The organism is Vibrio sp. AK197, assembly GCF_053903115.1.
The window spans coordinates 684,657-703,152 of record NZ_CP096430.1 but is presented as its reverse complement, the minus strand read 5'-3'; the positions used below and the strand labels follow the sequence as shown (position 1 = coordinate 703,152).

Here is an 18,496-nt window from a genome sequence, read left to right as displayed (position 1 = left end):
CTATAAATAAGCATATTTATCGATCAAAAAAGGGAGCGCTATGCTCCCTTTCTAATATCTCAGTAAACACCTATTTGGTGCCGAAGATCTTATCACCAGCGTCGCCAAGACCCGGTACGATATAGCCTTTATCGTTCAGCTTTTCATCGATAGCGGCGGTGTAAAGCTCAACGTCTGGGTGGGCTTTTTCGAGAGCTTCGATGCCTTCTGGTGCTGCCACTAAAACCAACACTTTAATGCTTTGGCATCCCTGCTCTTTCAGTAGATCAATCGTTGCAATCATTGATCCGCCAGTCGCAAGCATTGGGTCAACAACCAAAGCGATGCGCTCTTCAATATTCGAGGTTAATTTATTAAAGTAAGGGACTGGCTCAAGGGTTTCTTCATCACGGTAGATACCGACAACACTGATACGAGCGCTTGGCATATGCTCAAGTACGCCATCCATCATTCCAAGACCCGCGCGTAGAATCGGAACAACAGTAACTTTCTTACCTTTTAATTGATCAACTTCAACCGGACCATTCCAACCTTCAATGGTCACTTTCTCTGTTTCAAAATCAGAAGTCGCTTCATATGTGAGCAAGCTACCAACTTCGGTGGCTAATTCACGAAAACGCTTAGTGCTGATATCACCCTCTCGCATAAGACCTATCTTGTGTTTTACTAGCGGGTGTTTTACTTCAACAACTTTCATTTTCATCTCCGGCAATAGGCAAATTTTAATCAAACCTGCTGATTATATACGATTCCGGTTCAAATATCTTGATCTATCATAAGATAAAAAAACATGCGCAAACGTTTGCTCTTTAACTTTATACGCTGTTAGAATAGCGCCGTTTTCATATCCACAGATAACCGAGGACTTCCCTGTGAGCGGTAATAACTCTTCACTTAGCTACAAAGATGCAGGCGTTGATATTGATGCAGGCAACGCGTTAGTCGACCGAATTAAAGGTGCAGTAAAACGCACTCGTCGCCCAGAGGTCATGGGTGGCTTAGGTGGTTTTGGCGCATTATGCGAATTGCCAACCAAATACAAGCAACCGGTTCTGGTTTCAGGTACCGATGGTGTAGGGACCAAACTACGCCTCGCCTTGGATATGAACAAACACGATACTATCGGTATTGATTTGGTCGCAATGTGCGTCAACGATTTGATTGTGCAAGGTGCAGAGCCCCTCTTTTTCCTCGACTATTATGCAACGGGTAAACTGGATGTCGATACCGCAGCGGATGTTGTTTCGGGTATCGCAGAAGGCTGTGTTCAAGCAGGCTGTGCGCTGATTGGCGGAGAAACAGCTGAGATGCCAGGCATGTACGAAGGTGAAGACTACGATGTCGCTGGTTTTTGCGTCGGCGTCGTAGAGAAAGAAGACATTATCGATGGGACCAAAGTCCAAGCTGGTGATGCCCTTATTGCTGTTGGTTCAAGTGGCCCGCATTCTAACGGCTATTCATTGGTTCGTAAGATCCTTGAAGTGTCTAACGCAGATAAAAACGAGCAACTTGAAGGACGCAGTGTTGGTGAACACCTTCTAGAACCAACCAAAATTTATATTAAATCGGCACTGAAAATGATTGCCGAGCATGATATTCACGCGATTTCACACATCACAGGTGGTGGCTTCTGGGAGAACATTCCACGAGTCCTACCTCAAGGCACCAAAGCCGTGATCGATGGCAATAGCTGGCAATGGCCTGCGATTTTCTCTTGGTTGCAAGAGAAAGGCAATGTCGATACACACGAAATGTACCGTACATTTAACTGTGGTGTGGGCTTAATTGTCGCACTACCAAAAGCTCAAGCAGATGCCGCTGTCGAACTTCTTAAGCAAGAAGGCGAAAATGCTTGGGTCATTGGTGAGATCGCCACAGCAACAGATGAAGAAGAACAAGTAGAGATCAACTAAGCATGAAAAGTATTGTTGTTTTAGTTTCAGGAAATGGTACTAACTTACAAGCCATCATTGATGCCTGTGAAACCCAGATTAAAGATGGCAAAGTCACTGCTGTTTTTTCAAACAAAGCAACGGCGCATGCGTTAGAACGAGCAACAAAAGCGGGTGCCGCAGCGCTCGCTTTAGATCCGAAATCGTTTGAAACACGTGATGCGTTTGACCAGGAGTTAATGCGTCAAATCGACGAATACGAGCCAGATTTAGTCGTACTTGCTGGCTACATGCGTATTTTGAGTAACGAGTTTGTTCGTCGCTACCTTGGTCGAATGATCAACATTCATCCTTCTCTGCTGCCTAAATACCCTGGATTAAATACTTATCAGCGTGCGATCCACGCGGGCGATGAGGAGCACGGTACCAGCGTTCACTTTGTGACCGAGCAGCTTGATGGTGGGCCCGTTATTTTGCAAGCCAAAGTGCCGATTTTTGACGAAGATACAGTTGAAACCCTCACTGCGCGAGTTCAAACTCAGGAATATCGTATTTACCCGCTGGTCGTGAAGTGGTTTGTCGAAGGTCGTTTGGCGATGATCGATGGTAAAGCCGTGCTTGATGGTCAGCCTTTAGGGATTCATGGTCACGCGGGTGAATAACACCTCACCTTCAAATGATTAAAAAGACAGCGAGCCTTAATGGCTCGCTTTTTTTGTTAATCTTCTATTCATCACTACTCTCTTATTCTGTCGTTACTGCCAATAGGAGGTAACTATGGATCTCAAAGGTTTACTTAACCAAGCACTGAATTCCGATATCGTTCGTCAGGGTAAGCAGCAATTGCAAACCCAAACCCAAAACCTCAAACAAAACCCCAACACGCTAAAAACGCTGGGGACAGGCGCTGCTGCCGGCGGGCTCGTTGGGCTCTTGATGGGCTCTAAAAAAAGCAAAAAGATGGGTAAAACGGCGCTAAAAGTCGGAGGCGCGGCGGCTCTAGGAGCACTTGCTTATAAAGTTTACAACGATTGGCAGAACAAGCAGCCTGATGGTGCGCCACAGGAAACCTTTGATGCCAACGATGAACGCCACCATATCATTATCATTAAAGCGATGATTGCTGCAGCGAAAGCCGATGGCCATGTAGATGACAATGAAATGGCCCGCATCGAGGAAGCTTTACAGGGCTTTGGCGCTGATGACAGCGTAAGAGCGCTTATCCAAGAAGAGCTGAATAAGGCGCTGGAACCAAGCACGATTGCCAGACTCGCTCAATCACCACAACAAGGCGCAGAGATTTATTTAGCGTCACTTATGGTGGCAGACGAGCAAAACTTTATGGAGAAAGCTTACCTTGATGAATTGGCCAAACAGCTTAATTTATCAACAGAGGTCATCACTCAACTCCAACAGCAAGCACGACAGTAAGCGATGAATTATTCACCAAACCCATCACTTAATTGAGACAGAGCAAGTTCACGCTTTGTGTTTGCTCTGCGCCATGTGTATATTTGAGAGTAGTTATCATTTATTAGGAAGAAACCATGCAAGTATACGATTGTTGTGATTTGATTCGTGAACTCTATGCACAAATTGGTAGTGGTGACCAAGGCTATATTCCCAAAGCCATTGGCTGTGCTTTAAGAGCACTCAACGATGTCGCTGCTGATACTTCTCTGCCGCAAGCAACACGTGAAAAGGCGGCCTTTGCCGCAGCGAATCTACTTATCTCTGACTTTGAGGACCAATGATGAACTTAGAGAATTTTGAAAAAATGGACCCAAACATGTTAATGAGCATCGTTAACATGAAGCTGCGTGATAACTTTTCAGGCGACCTTGATAAGCTAGTGAACTACTTTGATATCGACAAAGAAACACTGGAAACCAAGCTCAATAAAGCCGGCTACGACTTTCTTCCTGAAGCGGGTCAATTCCGTTAATTAAATACGTATATCTTGTCTTCGATGTGAAAATACATTTCGAACAACATTACGAACTAAAAAAGCCGTGAGCATGAGCTCACGGCTTTCTCTTTTACAGCAACAAAAGGTAAGTTAACCGATATTCTTACGCGCATTTTGGAACATGCGCATCCAAGCGCTGTTCTCGCCCCACTCTTCCGGATGCCAAGAGTTTGCCACCGTACGGAACACACGTTCAGGGTGTGGCATCATAATCGTGACACGTCCATCACGCGTTGTTAGACCGGTAATCGCGTTTGGTGAACCGTTCGGGTTGTTTGGATATTGCTGAGTTGGATTACCCAGATTATCAACAAAACGTACTGCCACGGTGCCCGACTGTTCTAGCTCAGCAAGATGCTCAGCACCACGCACTTCAACACGACCTTCACCGTGAGAAACCGCGATTGGCATACGTGAACCTTGCATACCGTCAAAGAAGACTGAATCCGACTTTTGTACCTCAACAAGGCTAAAACGCGCCTCAAAACGCTCTGACTCATTGCGCACAAAGCGTGGCCATAAGTCAGCACCCGGGATCAGTTCTTTCAAGTTCGAAAGCATTTGACAGCCGTTACATACCCCGAGCGAGAAAGTATTGTCACGCTTGAAGAAACCTTCAAATTGGCTGCGTGCTTGCTCGTTAAACAGCACGGATTTAGCCCAGCCTTCACCAGCGCCAAGTACATCACCGTATGAGAAACCGCCACAGGCAACCAAACCGTGGTACTCATCAAGGACAGCTTTACCGGTTAGGATGTCGCTCATGTGAATATCCGTGGCTTCAAAACCAGCGCGGTCAAACGCAGCTGCCATTTCAACGTGCGAGTTAACACCTTGCTCACGCAGAACCGCCATTTTAGGCTTAGCACCTTTGGCAATGTACGGCGCCGCAATATCTTCATTGACATCAAAGCTGAGTTTGACGTTCAAACCCGGGTCTGAATTATCTTGCTTCGCCGCAAATTCTTGATCAGCACACTGTGGATTATCACGCAGCGCTTGCATCTTATGAGTGGTTTCAGCCCAAATCGTGCGAAGCTCAGTACGAGAACGTTCAATAACGACGTTGTTCGCGGCGGTAATCACAAAAGTATCGCTGTCGTTAACTTGGCCGATAACATGTGAGCATGTCTCGAGTCCATATTGGGCTAATGTCGCGTTCACGGCACCCAAGTCGCTGTTGCGAACTTGCAGCACCGCACCAAGCTCTTCGTTAAATAACGCAGCCAGAGTATCGTCGCCCAGTGCTTCAATATTGGCTTTAACACCACAGTGACCGGCAAACGCCATTTCGGCTAGCGTGACCAATAGACCACCGTCACCTTTATCGTGATATGCCAGCACTTGCTGGTTTGCTACCAAAGCTTGAACGGCATCAAAGAAGCCTTTGAGCTGCTCTGCATTGTCAACATCTGCGGGTTTATCACCAAGCTGTTTGTAAACTTGCGCCAACGCAGTCGCGCCCAGGCGGTTTTTACCATTACCTAAATCAATCAACACCAGACTGGTGTCGCCTTTATCAGTGCGCAGCTGTGGTGTAATTGTGTTACGAACATCTTCCACACGAGCAAATGCCGTAATGATGAGAGACAGCGGTGAGGTCACTTCTTTCTCAACCCCATCGTCAGACCATTTCGTCTTCATCGACATTGAGTCTTTACCCACAGGAATGGTTAAACCCAGTGCAGGACACAGCTCTTCACCTACCGCTTTAACGGCTTCATAAAGACCAGCATCTTCACCTGGGTGCCCCGCTGGTGACATCCAGTTGGCAGACAGTTTGATGTGTTTGATATCGCCAATATGCGTCGCCGCGATATTAGTCAGCGCTTCACCAACCGCAAGACGAGCCGAGGCGCCAAAATCAAGTAGAGCCACTGGTGTACGTTCACCCATCGACATTGCTTCACCATGATAGGTATCATAACTTGCTGCGGTGACCGCACAGTTCGCAACGGGAACCTGCCAAGGGCCAACCATTTGGTCACGAGCCACGAGCCCTGTTACCGTGCGGTCACCTATGGTGATCAAGAAGGTTTTTTCAGCCACAGCAGGTAGACGCAGTACGCGCTCAACCGCTTCATTCAGCTCAATACCTTGGCGGTCAATAGCCGGGTTATTCACTTTGAGCGTCGTCGCATCGCGATGCATTTTCGGCGTTTTACCAAGCAAAATGTCCATCGGCATATCGATCGGCGTATTGTCGAAATGTGAATCTTCAAGGACTAAATCACGCTCTTCTGTTGCGATACCGACAACTGCATAAGGCGCACGCTCGCGCTGACAAATCGCGTCAAAGACATCCATATTCTCTGGCGCAACGGCCAGTACATAGCGCTCTTGAGATTCATTACACCAAATCTCAAGTGGGCTCATTCCAGGCTCGTCATTGGGCACATCACGCAGCTGGAATTTACCGCCACGCTCGCCATCGTCAACCAATTCAGGCAGCGCATTAGAGATACCGCCCGCACCAACATCATGAATAAAGGCGATTGGGTTATCGCTCCCCATTTGCCAGCAGCGATCGATCACCTCTTGGCAACGGCGTTCCATCTCTGGGTTTTCACGCTGTACTGATGCGAAATCCAAATCTTCTGCTGATTGACCTGAGGCCATAGAAGACGCGGCGCCACCACCAAGGCCAATATTCATTGCCGGGCCGCCAAGCACGATCAGTTTGGCGCCAACCGGAATTTCTTTCTTTTGCACGTGTTCGTCGCGAATGTTGCCCATACCACCAGCAATCATGATTGGCTTGTGGTAACCACGAACCTCTTCACCTGCGTGCGAATTCACTTTTTCTTCGTAAGTACGGAAGTATCCCAACAGGTTTGGACGACCAAATTCATTGTTAAATGCTGCACCGCCCAGAGGGCCTTCCAGCATGATGTCCAGAGCATTAACGATACGCCCAGGTTTACCGAAGTCGGTTTCCCAAGGCTGCTCAAAGTTGGGAATACGCAGGTTTGACACGGTAAATCCAACTAAGCCGGCTTTAGGTTTGCCGCCTATACCCGTTGCGCCTTCGTCACGAATTTCACCACCAGAGCCTGTTGATGCGCCAGGCCAAGGCGAGATAGCGGTTGGGTGGTTATGGGTTTCCACTTTCATCAAAATATGCGCATCTTCTTGATGGTAACCATATTGACGAGACTCAGGATTTGGGAAGAAACGCCCAACTTTTGATCCAGTCATCACCGCGGCATTGTCTTTATAAGCCGAAAGGACATACTCTGGGGTGGTTTCAAAGGTGTTTTTGATCATCTTAAACAGCGATTTCGGCTGCTTGACGCCATCAATCGTCCAATCCGCATTGAAGATTTTATGACGGCAGTGCTCTGAGTTAGCTTGCGCAAACATCATCAGCTCAATGTCTTTTGGGTTACGACCAAGAGTGTTAAAGCTTTCAACCAGATAATCAATTTCATCTTCGGCCAGAGCCAGACCAAGGGAAACGTTTGCTTTCTCAAGTGCAGTACGCCCACCTGCCAACACATCAACCTCAGTCACAGGTGCTGGTTGCGCTTGAGTGAATAGAGCGCTAGCTTGCTCTACCTCAGTAAATACCGTTTCCATCATACGATCGTGAATAAGCCCCTTCACAATCGTGAGTTGTTCGTCGCTTAATGAAGATGACGATTCGATATAATAAGCCGTTCCGCGCTCAAGGCGCTTTATTTTTGTTAAGCCACAGTTGTTAGCTATATCAGTTGATTTAGAGGACCACGGAGAGATTGTGCCCGGACGTGGTGTGACAAGCAGCAATAGACCTTGAGGCTCATGTTCCTCGATGGTTGGTCCGTAGGTTAGCAGCTTCTCTAACTTCTCTGATTCTGTTTGGTCTAAATCAGCCGTTAGATGAGCAAAGTGCATAAACTCTGCGTAAATACCCGTAATTGGGAGTTCTTGTTCACGACACAGTTCCAGAAGTTTATTTACTCGGAACTCAGAAAGAGCTGGGGAGCCACGCAAAATTCTCATGTGCTTAGGTCTCTTGTACGGTTGATTAAGGAAATATTGGAATAAATTCAGAAGTTTAATCTGTAATTTACACAAATTTATACCAATACGACCTCGTCATTTCGGGCGCATTATATCGGAATTGTTTTTGTGATGTAACACCAAACGCAACCGTTTGCGTCATTTTTTTTGTCAAATTTGAAATCCCGCAACTTCACTGGGATAAGGATTGTTTGCATCACTATAGATAGAAGTCTTACTTGCGATGTACACAGGCTCTGTTATAAATGCCCTACCGGATAGTGAGAATGTCGTTAATGAATACCCATTACCTAAAATATTTACAACGTGGCCTAACCCTCTTTTCTGCCTTGCTGCTCCTGACAGGTTGCCAGATCGAATCTAACCCGAAAAGTGATCTCGATAAAATACGCGAACGAGGTGTATTGCACGTAGGCACACTGAATAATCAGCTCTCTTATTATATTGGCCCTGACGGCCCCGCAGGGCTTGATTATGAGATTGCTCGTGACTTTGCCAACCAACTTGGCGTAAAGCTAGAGATGAAACCTGCGTATCGCATTTCTAGCCTCTACCCGGCGCTAGAAACGGGTGAAATTGATATGATCGCGGCTGGGCTGAGTCAATCAGAAGATCGCGTGCGCCGTTTTCGAACCGGCCCTGCTTATTATTATGTCAGTCAACAACTGGTTTATAAGAAAGGTCATTGGCGACCGCGTAACATCGACCAGTTAGTAGAAAGCTTGCCTGAGCTTACCGCGGCAAACCAGGGTGAACCGGTGCTCAATATTGTCGGTGATTCTCATTTTAATCGCACTCTTTCCGACATTCAGCAACGACACCCTGACTTTGAATACAAAATTGCCCAAAATGCTGACGTCAACGATCTCCTCAAGCAAGTGTCTGAAGGTGACTTAATGTTTACCGTCGCAGACTCCGTCGAGGTTTCTCTCTCACAGCGTGTTTATCCAGACCTCGCGGTCGCATTTGAACTGACCGAAGATCAACCTGTTTCTTGGTTTACTCGCCGCTCAGGTGATGAGAGCTTGTATGCTTTAATGATTGAATTCTTTGGCGATCTCAACCAATCAGGCCGTTTAGCAAGCCTGGAAGAAAAATACTTAGGCCATATTGGCAGCTTCGATTATGTCGATACTCGCGCCTTTATTCGCTCGTTGGACACTCGCTTGCCCAAATGGTCACCTCTGTTCAAAGAGTACTCGGATGAATTTGACTGGCGTCTTATTGCCGCTCTTGCCTACCAAGAATCCCATTGGAACCCACGCGCTAAATCTCCTACTGGGGTGCGCGGTATGATGATGCTAACCCTCCCAACGGCTCGTAGTGTCGATGTAAGTAATCGTCTCGATCCAGAGCAATCTGTTCGCGGTGGAGTCGAATACTTGCGACGTATGGTGTCACGTATTCCCGATAGCATTAATGAACACGAGAAGATTTGGTTTGCTCTGGCATCATATAACGTTGGTTATGGTCACATGATGGATGCACGCCGTTTAACCAAAAAACAGGGCGCAAACCCAGACTCTTGGGGCGATGTGAAAGACCGCTTGCCGCTACTTCGTCAACGTAAATACTTTAGTCAAACCCGCTATGGCTATGCGCGAGGTGATGAAGCACGCAATTACGTCGAAAATATCCGTCGCTATTATCAAAGTATTATTGGCCATGTTGAGCAACAAACCACGGACAACAGTGACGTGGATATCAATGACCTCACAGTGATTGAACTTCCTGAAGAGGCACTTTCTGGTGCTGAGCCAAGCGATGCAACCGATGCGCTGCAGGAACAACTCAATGAGTTGATGCTCGGTGAACAAGCGGATGAAAGCGATGACTTACCCGCTGATAACCCAGACTTACCACCAGCACCCGAGGTTGATTCCAGTGGCGATCTTACGGGGAAATAAAGCGAAATATCGATAAATAGCCGCGAAACATAAAAACAAGAGGGGAACAGCCCTTCCCCTCTTGACCTAACACTACAAAGCCCCTACATTTATTGTCGCTGTTTAGAGCGCAAAGTAATCCGAGCTCTCTCCTTGGCTGACCATTCATATCAGCCATCGGCATATCACATTACGTTGGACATTTGTGGAGAAAACTGATGATGCGTCGTCGTCAAACACAAGCGAAGCGCTTGTACAAAACTGTCTCTGCTAACCGTCGTAAACGCAAGCTAGCCAATAATAAAAAGAAAATTATTTGGCGACACAGAGCCTTTATGCAATTGTTAGCGTAGACAATCAGGAAGTAGACACCGATTTGGTGTTTACTTACCCCCACCTTCATTAGGCTGCGGGTTCTGTTGTCGTTTGGTTGCTTTTATCTCTTTACGCCGACGTTTAAAAAAGGCCTGCAGTTGAGTTCGGCATTGCTCTTCAAGTAACCCTCCCTCAACCGTTGCATAATGAAACGCCGCCTCACTGTTAAATAGATTCAGCACCGTCCCCGCTGCGCCAGCTTTCAAATCGGGCGCACCAAATACAATCCGTTTTACTCGGCTGTGCAATAGAGCACCAGCGCACATTGGGCAAGGCTCAAGCGTCACGTATAACGTTGTGTCGAGCAGGCGGTAGTTTTCAATGATCTGCCCGGCTTCGCGCAGTGCTTGCATTTCGGCATGAGCAGTGGCGTCATGCTGAGTGATTGACTGATTCCAACCACGCGCAATCACCTGATTATCACGCACGAGCACCGCGCCAACAGGCACTTCGCCTTGGCGTTCGGCCTGCTCGGCGAGCTCAATCGCCAGCCGCATAAACTGTTCGTCTTGGGTACTAAAAGCGCTTAAAGTCATAAAATTTAGCCAGCATTAAATCAGAGTCGACATCAACGCCGAGAGTATAGCGTTTTCACACCGCAATCTTAAGCGAGTTCTCGATTAACGCCCTTTTAAACCTTCAACCAAATGGTCGAGCAGCATCTTGGTTTTATAAGGAAGAAAACTTTTTTGTGGATACAACGCCCAAATCCCCTCTTCTTTTTCACGAAACGGCAGCAAGAGCTCAACCAAATCGCCACGCTCAAGGTCTTGATGCACATACACATCGGGTAACTGGGCAATACCTATTCCACGTTTCGCGGCCATCGCTAAAAAGTGACCACTGTTACAACGAAAACGGCCATCCACTCGAATCTGCCGATGGGCGCCTTTTTCACTAAACCGCCAATAGGGTTGGGAACCCACCAAGCACTGGTGGTACGAAAGCTCGGCCAGTGAATGGGGTTGGCCGTATTGAGCTAGGTATTGCGGGCTCGCACACACATGCATTTGCCGCGTACCGAGCTTCTTGGCAATCAAGTTAGAGTCTGACAAGTTGCCGAGACGAATGGCTAAGTCGAAACCACCCTCTATAATATCGAGCTGACGGTTAGTCAGTACGATATCCAACTGTAGGTCGCTATGCTGCTCGGCAAAATCCGTGAGCAATGGAGCCAGTTCGTTTTCACCAAAATACACCGGCGCGGTTAAGCGAATTTTACCTTTCACCGCCGATTGCATCTCCGTTAGCGCACTGTTCGCCGCTTCTAGGCCAGAAACCAATTGCTTACAATGATGGTAATAAACTTGGCCTGCTTCTGTTAAGGCGACACGACGAGTGGTGCGAACAAACAGTTTAACCCCAAGATGCGCTTCTAAACGTGCAATACGTCGGCTCACCTGAGCGACCGACGTAGAGAGCTGATTGGCCGCCGAAGTAAAACTTTCTAACTCCGCAGCCGAGACAAATTCTGATATTCCTTCCCACTGACTCATAACTTTCCAATTATTACAAATATGTAATAGTGTTTTGCTTTTTAGCTATATTATAAAACCATAAAAAAGAATTAAACTAGTCTTGTATTATTCAGCCAACAACACGAAGGAAATCCAATGACTGATAAATTCATCAAATCACGTGCAGCGGTTGCATGGGGACCAAAAGAACCACTGAAGATTGAAGAAGTCGACGTAATGTTGCCAAAAGCGGGTGAAGTACTGGTTCGCATCGTTGCAACTGGGGTTTGCCACACCGATGCTTTCACGCTTTCTGGTGAGGATCCTGAAGGTGTATTCCCTGCAATTCTTGGCCACGAAGGTGGCGGTATTGTTGAGATGGTTGGCGAAGGTGTCACGAGCGTTGAAGTGGGCGACCACGTAATTCCTCTCTACACCGCTGAATGTGGTGAATGTAAATTCTGTAAATCAGGCAAAACCAACCTATGTAGCGCCGTTCGTGAAACACAGGGTAAAGGTCTCATGCCTGATGGAACGACTCGTTTCTATAAAGACGGTGAGCCTATCTTCCATTATATGGGTTGTTCAACGTTCTCTGAATATACGGTTCTGCCTGAAATCTCGCTGGCTAAAGTCAACAAATCAGCGCCACTTGAAGAAGTGTGTCTCCTTGGTTGCGGCGTTACCACAGGTATGGGCGCAGTACTCAATACCGCTAAAGTAGAAAAAGGCGACACTGTCGCGATTTTCGGTCTCGGCGGTATCGGACTGTCTGCAATTATCGGCGCACGCATGGCTGGCGCTGGACGCATCATTGGTGTCGATATCAACGACAGCAAATTTGAACTGGCCACTCAGCTAGGGGCAACCGACCTTATCAATCCAAACGACTACGACAAACCTATTCAAGAAGTGATTGTTGAACTAACCGACGGCGGCGTCGATTACTCATTTGAATGTATCGGTAACGTCAACGTGATGCGCAGTGCACTTGAATGTTGTCATAAAGGTTGGGGTGAATCCGTTATCATCGGTGTTGCAGGTGCAGGTCAAGAAATCTCAACCCGTCCATTCCAACTCGTCACAGGCCGTGTATGGCGTGGTAGCGCATTTGGTGGTGTGAAAGGCCGTAGTGAACTGCCGGGTATTGTAGAGCAATATCTCGCCGGTGAATTTGGTCTTCAAGAATTCATTACCCATAACATGGGTCTTGATAACATCAACGAAGCCTTTGAGCTCATGCACGAAGGCAAGAGTATTCGTAGCGTTGTATTGATGGACGAAAAATAACCAGTCAGCCTAGGCCCGCCAAGCGCGGGTCTTTTCAAAAGGAGCATTCAATGAGTCTTGCTTTACACAGCCAGGCCAAAGTCTTTGACGGCTGGCACAAGCAGTATACCCATAGCTCAGCAGTGCTTAACTGCGACATGCGTTTTGCGATCTTTTTGCCACAAGAGGCGAGCTTTGAAAACCCAGTCCCTGTCTTGTATTGGCTTTCAGGTCTAACTTGCACCGACGAAAACTTCATGCAAAAAGCCGGAGCTTTCCAAAAAGCAGCAGAACTTGGGATTGCGATTGTCGCTCCGGATACCAGCCCTCGCGGTGAAGGCGTCCCTGACGATCCAGAACAAGCTTACGATTTTGGCTTGGGCGCAGGTTTCTACCTTGATGCGACACAAGCACCTTGGGATCAGCACTACCATATGTATTCCTACGTAACCAAAGAGCTTCCAAAATTGATCGAAGAGCACTTCCCCGTTACATCTGTGAAGTCGATCTCAGGCCATAGTATGGGTGGTCATGGCGCACTGGCGATTGGTTTGAAAAATCCGCAGCAGTATCGCTCAATTTCCGCCTTTTCGCCGATTGTTCACCCAACCATCTGCCCTTGGGGAAATAAAGCGTTCAGTCACTATCTGGGTGATGATAAGAATACATGGTTAGCGTATGACAGCTGTGAGCTTCTCAGAAATAGTGAACAATCGCTGCCAATTTTGGTTGATCAAGGTGAAGCGGATAACTTCCTCTCCGAGCAGCTAAAAACCGAATATTTTGTGGCTATCGCGGACAAAATGGACCGTGACATCACGGTTCGAATGCAGCCGGGCTATGACCATAGCTACTTCTTTATTCAAACCTTTATTGATGAGCACCTTGAATTCCATGCTCAACATCTTAAAGGCGAATAGGTGGATTGAGCAGGTATCACAATGAAAAAGAGCTTTTGGTTACCTGTAGACCAAAAGCTCTTTTCTATCCATTCTCTCAAACCAAAATCAATGCTTAACGCTCAAACTCACCGAACTCAAAAAGTCGCGTTTCCAACGCTACACTCTGCTCTTCTCCATGGCGATCCAACCAGTTTGCTTCGATTTGAATGTCACGTAACCCTTCCACACCACCTTCTTCAATACGCCAAGTCAACTGATACCTAAAATGTGAATCGTCACTGCCTGATATAAGATTGGTAGCGAAATCCGCAACGGGCCGAGTAGGGAGCGAACTGGTCGCGCCTCGAGAATAAAACCAAGTTAATTTCTCTTCCATCACCATCAATGCTTGCTGGCGATGGCGAGCAAATTCACTTCTTTGTTCCAACTCAATTTGCAGCTTCACCAAACCTAATGTTGCCGTCGCGATCAACATCATAGACATCATCACCTCAACAAAACTCAGCCCTTGCTGACTATTTGGCATACCATGATCCTTTTCGCCATCTCACCGAGCGTAACCTCTGAAGAGGCGCATTGAGCACATCGCGGTCAAACCTAATTTCAAGTGCAGACGCCACCAATGCCTGATGAGGTGCAATATCCAACACTAAACCACCTTGTGGTCGAACATCGCCATGTTGAAAATAAACCAACTGCTCAAGCTCAAGCCGCTCACTTTGCGCTAATGCTTGGTTGAGCACTTGGCTTTGGCTTGCTGCTATGGCTTGCCATCCTGAAGATATTTGCTGCGATGTGAGTGGTTGCTCAATCAACTGATAGATCATTATCGGTAATTCAGCCTCACCACTTAATGATAAAACGCCATTTTGGACCACAACTAAAGCGCCGAAAAAGGTAGAAGATATTGGGTTTAATAGGTATTTAAGAGTATAAAGATCATCGGTATCCAAATGACAACTGCCGTAAATCCAAATAAGATTTTCCCCATTTAAAAACGCCTGGTGTAATTGCTGGGCACAGTCACTGATCACTTGGCTTTGAGGCAATTGCGCTTGGCTAAAGCGTATAACGCCTTCGCTATCGGTTAAGCTTTGGTGAGCAATTTTAAAAAACTCTGGCTGTGACATGACCTCAAACCATTGGTGGCGTGCTGTCCCAAACAGGTTTTCAAACGGTGTCAGCTGTGGATCCACAACGACATCTTGCTCAAAGCTAGAGCCACGGTTAACAACCGTTTGATAGCCAGAGAAACACGCTTGTGACGGCGGAAACTCGGCGTATGGCAACGAGGTATGTAACCCATGATTGACCAGTTCGCCGCCGAGTACCAATCGGCCTTGGTAAGCAATTAGGCGGCAGCGCCAGAGATTCTCCTCAACCCACTCGCCAGCATCTGGTGTCATCATCGCGCCAGCCGCCAGTTCTAGCTCTCCACGTAACGTTAACGGCGCGGCCGGGCTAACAGTTGGAAACTGTAACTCACGGCGTAAAACCACGAATCCAACCTCCACTTGAAGCAGATAGCGTTGATGACCTGAAGCAACAAGATGAATGTGCTCATCTTCTTCTACACATGACTCCGCGAGCGTCTGAGACAAGCGTTTTTGCTCAGACGCTTTTGCTAGCACACACTGCAATATACCTTCTGCTTGCCAATGTTGAGTACGGCTGATGACTTCATTTTGCTCGCGTTTCAATTGGTAAAAAACACTGCGGTAACTTGCCATCACCAGTAATAAAACCGCGCCTAGCAACAGTGACGTAACCAGCAATGTCGCCATTCCTTGCTGAGTTTGGCGAATCATAAGCTGTTCCTCGGAGACAAGGTTAAAGTGAGTGATTCGGTCACTGAAGCGTTTTTCGTCAGCTGAGCATCAAGGCTCACGCTGACAACCTCACGACGTGCTTTGGGCCCAGTATAGACCTCACGCTTAAGACGAAAATGACGAATGTTGATCTGCTGTTCATCAAAGAGTGAATAGCAGTAACCGTTAAAGCCGGAAGTGGCTGCAGAGGCAAAGCGGAGCACCTCATTCTGGCTTTTCTCACAAACTTTAATGGTACCGCGCTGCCGGCTAAGTGCCTCAAACTTATAAACCACATGGAAAAACGGCTCAGTCGCAAGTTGATCGTAATAGAGAAACCCCAGTGATTGAGAGTGCGTGCCGAGAGCAATCAGATTCTCAGCGCCAGAAAGGATGAGGGGCTGTTCATTCAGAGGGTGAAAGCCAGCTCTGGCACTTTGTTCTTTCATCTGAGCCACTGCGCTAAAGATATTTTGACTCAGTAATAATTGCTGATTTTGACGGCTCACCGCTGAATGAATAGATAAAAACACACTACCTACCAGCCCAATAACCACGACGGATAAAAGCGCTGAAATGAGTAGCTCAATCAACATAACGCCTTGCTGATAACCTAATTTGCACCTAGGAAGCGCAATTGGGGTAACCATACGCCGAACCATTTTTACCACAAATTCGAATACGACTCGCGCCGTATGACGTCACCAGTTTTAGAGACTTTTGGGTATTGTGAATGGCGTGGAATTCAATCGAACCATTCTTAATTTTACCGCGAACACCATCAAACTTAATTTGATTGGCACTAAAATCGGGCGACAACTTAATTTGACGATAGGGTGCCCCAGAAAACGTCATTAGTACCGTCCCTCCTCGCCGCTCGGAGTCAGTCAGTTCAATCAACCACTCGCTCTGCTGCTTGTGAGACTCAGGCATAATAAAGTGTGCCCATAAATTCTGATTACGAAATATCGCTTCTGACTTGGCTTGATAAAGAAAACTCTCTAATGAACTGGCTAAGCTCGTCATTTGAGTTTGGGTGGACACACTTGAAAAGTTAGGAATCGACACTCCTACGACAAGTGCCATAACGGCAATACTAACCAGCAGTTCAAGTAGGGTAAACCCGCGAGTCATTTCCCAAATCCTTTTTGTAAACAATGAGATGTATTGAATTTTATTGTACTTATCCTAGCAGAACACCAAGATATGAGAAAAAGGAGACATGACTGTTACACGAAACAATTCGAAAAATTCAATGTAAGGAGCCCGCCATGAAACCTCAAGGCATGACACTGATCGAATTGCTGATCGTTGTCGCCGTTCTATCGGTGCTATTAAGTATTGCGTATCCAAGCTATACCCAACACCAACTCACTCGTCACCGTCAGCAAATACAAACTGATATGGCTCGAATTCAACTGCGACTTGAACAAGATTATGATCAAGGTTATCAGGTTGAGAGCATTCTATCGGCTGGCGAATGTTTGATTTGCAGTTCGGATGCTTCGCGCTATCGCCTCACCATCGACCATGAAATGTATCGCTACGTTATCCGCGCGAGACCAATTGGGCATCAGTTACAAGATCAGTGTCGTGGTCAGAATTATAATGAGCTCTCACTCGACTCTTCAGGACAGACCGAGCCAGTAAATTGCTGGCAATAAAAAAGAGGCCCTTGTAAGGACCTCTTTTCTATTTAAAATACGAATTAGACTAACTAGTTAGGTCATCAAAAAACTTCTTAACGCCTTCAAAGAAGCCTTCAGACTTCGGCTTATGCTTGGTCGCGGCATCACCACCACAAGACTCTTCAAACTCTCGTAATAGCTCTTTTTGGCGTGAACTCAAGTTGACTGGGGTTTCTACTGCCAATTTAACAATTAAGTCACCCACGCCGCCACGTACGCCTTTCACACCTTTACCACGCATGCGGAACATGCGTCCCGTCTGAGTTTCTGCAGGTACTTTGAGGTTCACTCGGCCATCTAAGGTTGGCACTTCAACTTCCCCACCCAGCGCTGCCATAGTAAAGCTAACCGGTACTTCGCAATGTAAGTTGTTACCGTCACGTTCAAAAATATGGTGATCTTTTACGTGAACTTGCACATACAAGTCACCTGCGGGTGCGCCCATTTCGCCCGCTTCACCTTCGCCAGAAAGACGAATACGGTCACCCGTATCAACACCTGCAGGAATTTTAACATTCAGCGTTTTGCTCTTCTGTTTACGGCCATGACCATGACAATCATCACATGGATCTTTAATGATCTGGCCCTTACCGTGACAGGTTGGACAGGTTTGCTGTACCGCAAAGAAGCCTTGACGCATCTGTACTTGGCCATGCCCATGACAGGTCGAACACGTTTGTGGAGATGAACCTTTCTTCGCACCGCTACCATTACACGTATCACAGTGCACAAGCGTTGGTACTTCAATCTCTTTTGATACGCCACGTACCGCTTCTTCAAGCGTTAATTCCATGTTGTAGCGCAAGTCTGCGCCACGTTGGGCACGCGCTTGGCCACCACCACGACGGCCACCGCCGAAGATATCGCCAAACATATCACCAAAAATATCACCGAAGTCAGCACCGCCGCCGCCAAAGCCGCCACCGCCACCGAAGCCGCCGCCACCTTGTTCAAAGGCAGCATGACCGTACTGATCATAAGCCGCTCTCTTTTGAGGGTCGGTCAGTACTTCATACGCTTCTTTTACTTCTTTAAATTTGTCAGCCGCGCCTGCGTCATCTGGATTACGGTCCGGATGATATTTCATAGCAAGGCGTTTATAAGCCTTTTTAATATCGCGCTCTGCGGCATCACGGCCGACACCTAATACTTCGTAAAAATCACGTTTTGACATGTTGCTCGTCACCAAATGTTACTGCAAACGGCCCATTGCCGCTTGGTGGTTATATCGATATAGCTAAAGCA

Annotated in this window: 18 protein-coding genes; 9 read left to right on the top strand and 9 right to left on the bottom strand. The window is 47.1% G+C overall.

The window, feature by feature from the left end:
• Nucleotides 1-70: 70 nt before the first annotated feature.
• Complete coding sequence (upp, locus tag M1D72_RS10330; protein ID WP_390191213.1) at nucleotides 71-697, bottom strand: uracil phosphoribosyltransferase; 627 nt, start codon at nucleotides 695-697, stop codon at nucleotides 71-73.
• Nucleotides 698-872: 175 nt separating this feature from the next.
• Between upp and purM the strand changes: the two genes are divergently transcribed.
• The 5 genes from purM to M1D72_RS10305 all read left to right on the top strand — a co-directional run bounded on the left by purM (nucleotide 873) and on the right by M1D72_RS10305 (nucleotide 3,837).
• Nucleotides 873-1,913, top strand: a complete 1,041-nt coding sequence (gene purM / locus M1D72_RS10325; RefSeq protein WP_390191215.1) for a phosphoribosylformylglycinamidine cyclo-ligase — start codon at nucleotides 873-875, stop codon at nucleotides 1,911-1,913.
• 2 nt (nucleotides 1,914-1,915) lie between these two features.
• Nucleotides 1,916-2,554, top strand: a complete 639-nt coding sequence (purN, locus tag M1D72_RS10320; RefSeq protein ID WP_456296825.1) for a phosphoribosylglycinamide formyltransferase — start codon at nucleotides 1,916-1,918, stop codon at nucleotides 2,552-2,554.
• Nucleotides 2,555-2,669: 115 nt separating this feature from the next.
• Nucleotides 2,670-3,323, top strand: coding sequence for a tellurite resistance TerB family protein (locus M1D72_RS10315; protein ID WP_456296824.1), 654 nt, complete (start codon nucleotides 2,670-2,672; stop codon nucleotides 3,321-3,323).
• A 116-nt stretch (nucleotides 3,324-3,439) separates the two neighbouring features.
• A complete protein-coding gene (locus tag M1D72_RS10310) occupies nucleotides 3,440-3,646 on the top strand; it encodes a YaeP family protein (RefSeq protein WP_390191221.1) in 207 nt (68 codons plus the stop codon).
• Complete coding sequence (locus M1D72_RS10305; protein ID WP_390191905.1) at nucleotides 3,646-3,837, top strand: DUF4250 domain-containing protein; 192 nt, start codon at nucleotides 3,646-3,648, stop codon at nucleotides 3,835-3,837. The genes M1D72_RS10310 and M1D72_RS10305 overlap by 1 nt, the downstream gene beginning before the upstream one ends.
• Nucleotides 3,838-3,951: 114 nt before the next feature.
• On the opposite strand, the gene purL is transcribed toward M1D72_RS10305, so the two are convergent.
• Nucleotides 3,952-7,845: a phosphoribosylformylglycinamidine synthase gene (gene purL, locus M1D72_RS10300; protein WP_456296823.1), complete on the bottom strand. Its 3,894-nt coding sequence runs from the start codon at nucleotides 7,843-7,845 to the stop codon at nucleotides 3,952-3,954.
• 296 nt (nucleotides 7,846-8,141) lie between these two features.
• Here purL and mltF point away from each other — a divergent pair, with 296 nt between their 5' ends.
• Nucleotides 8,142-9,773 carry a membrane-bound lytic murein transglycosylase MltF gene (gene mltF / locus M1D72_RS10295; protein ID WP_456297380.1) on the top strand — a complete coding sequence of 544 codons (1,632 nt, stop codon included), beginning with the start codon at nucleotides 8,142-8,144 and terminating at the stop codon, nucleotides 9,771-9,773.
• Nucleotides 9,774-10,135: 362 nt separating this feature from the next.
• On the opposite strand, the gene tadA is transcribed toward mltF, so the two are convergent.
• Both tadA and M1D72_RS10285 read right to left on the bottom strand, forming a co-directional pair.
• Entirely contained in the window at nucleotides 10,136-10,663 is a 528-nt protein-coding gene (gene tadA, locus M1D72_RS10290; protein ID WP_390191224.1) for a tRNA adenosine(34) deaminase TadA, read from the bottom strand.
• Nucleotides 10,664-10,747: 84 nt separating this feature from the next.
• The gene (locus M1D72_RS10285; RefSeq protein ID WP_456296822.1) at nucleotides 10,748-11,623 is read right to left on the bottom strand and encodes a LysR family transcriptional regulator; all 876 of its coding nucleotides are present in this window, start codon (nucleotides 11,621-11,623) and stop codon (nucleotides 10,748-10,750) included.
• 117 nt (nucleotides 11,624-11,740) lie between these two features.
• Here M1D72_RS10285 and M1D72_RS10280 point away from each other — a divergent pair, with 117 nt between their 5' ends.
• A complete protein-coding gene (locus M1D72_RS10280; protein WP_390191229.1) occupies nucleotides 11,741-12,874 on the top strand; it encodes an S-(hydroxymethyl)glutathione dehydrogenase/class III alcohol dehydrogenase in 1,134 nt (377 codons plus the stop codon).
• A gap of 50 nt (nucleotides 12,875-12,924) precedes the next feature.
• A complete protein-coding gene (gene fghA, locus M1D72_RS10275) occupies nucleotides 12,925-13,773 on the top strand; it encodes an S-formylglutathione hydrolase (protein ID WP_456296821.1) in 849 nt (282 codons plus the stop codon).
• Nucleotides 13,774-13,867: 94 nt separating this feature from the next.
• Here fghA and M1D72_RS10270 read toward each other — a convergent pair whose 3' ends face one another.
• Genes M1D72_RS10270 through M1D72_RS10255 form a run of 4 tightly spaced genes read right to left on the bottom strand, consistent with a single transcriptional unit; the run spans nucleotide 13,868 to nucleotide 16,697 of the window.
• Complete coding sequence (locus tag M1D72_RS10270) at nucleotides 13,868-14,281, bottom strand: type IV pilus modification PilV family protein (RefSeq protein ID WP_456296820.1); 414 nt, start codon at nucleotides 14,279-14,281, stop codon at nucleotides 13,868-13,870.
• Nucleotides 14,271-15,563: a hypothetical protein gene (locus M1D72_RS10265; RefSeq protein WP_456296819.1), complete on the bottom strand. Its 1,293-nt coding sequence runs from the start codon at nucleotides 15,561-15,563 to the stop codon at nucleotides 14,271-14,273. Before M1D72_RS10265 ends, M1D72_RS10270 begins: the two co-directional genes overlap by 11 nt.
• Complete coding sequence (locus M1D72_RS10260) at nucleotides 15,560-16,213, bottom strand: PilW family protein (protein WP_456296818.1); 654 nt, start codon at nucleotides 16,211-16,213, stop codon at nucleotides 15,560-15,562. The genes M1D72_RS10265 and M1D72_RS10260 overlap by 4 nt, the downstream gene beginning before the upstream one ends.
• Complete coding sequence (locus M1D72_RS10255) at nucleotides 16,188-16,697, bottom strand: pilus assembly FimT family protein (RefSeq protein ID WP_456296817.1); 510 nt, start codon at nucleotides 16,695-16,697, stop codon at nucleotides 16,188-16,190. Before M1D72_RS10255 ends, M1D72_RS10260 begins: the two co-directional genes overlap by 26 nt.
• Nucleotides 16,698-16,834: 137 nt before the next feature.
• On the opposite strand from M1D72_RS10255, the gene M1D72_RS10250 reads away from it, so the two are divergent.
• Nucleotides 16,835-17,227 (top strand): type IV pilin protein, encoded by a 393-nt coding sequence (locus M1D72_RS10250; protein ID WP_456296816.1) that lies wholly within the window; start codon nucleotides 16,835-16,837, stop codon nucleotides 17,225-17,227.
• A gap of 49 nt (nucleotides 17,228-17,276) precedes the next feature.
• Here M1D72_RS10250 and dnaJ read toward each other — a convergent pair whose 3' ends face one another.
• The gene (dnaJ, locus tag M1D72_RS10245) at nucleotides 17,277-18,425 is read right to left on the bottom strand and encodes a molecular chaperone DnaJ (RefSeq protein ID WP_456296815.1); all 1,149 of its coding nucleotides are present in this window, start codon (nucleotides 18,423-18,425) and stop codon (nucleotides 17,277-17,279) included.
• Nucleotides 18,426-18,496 lie beyond the last annotated feature (71 nt).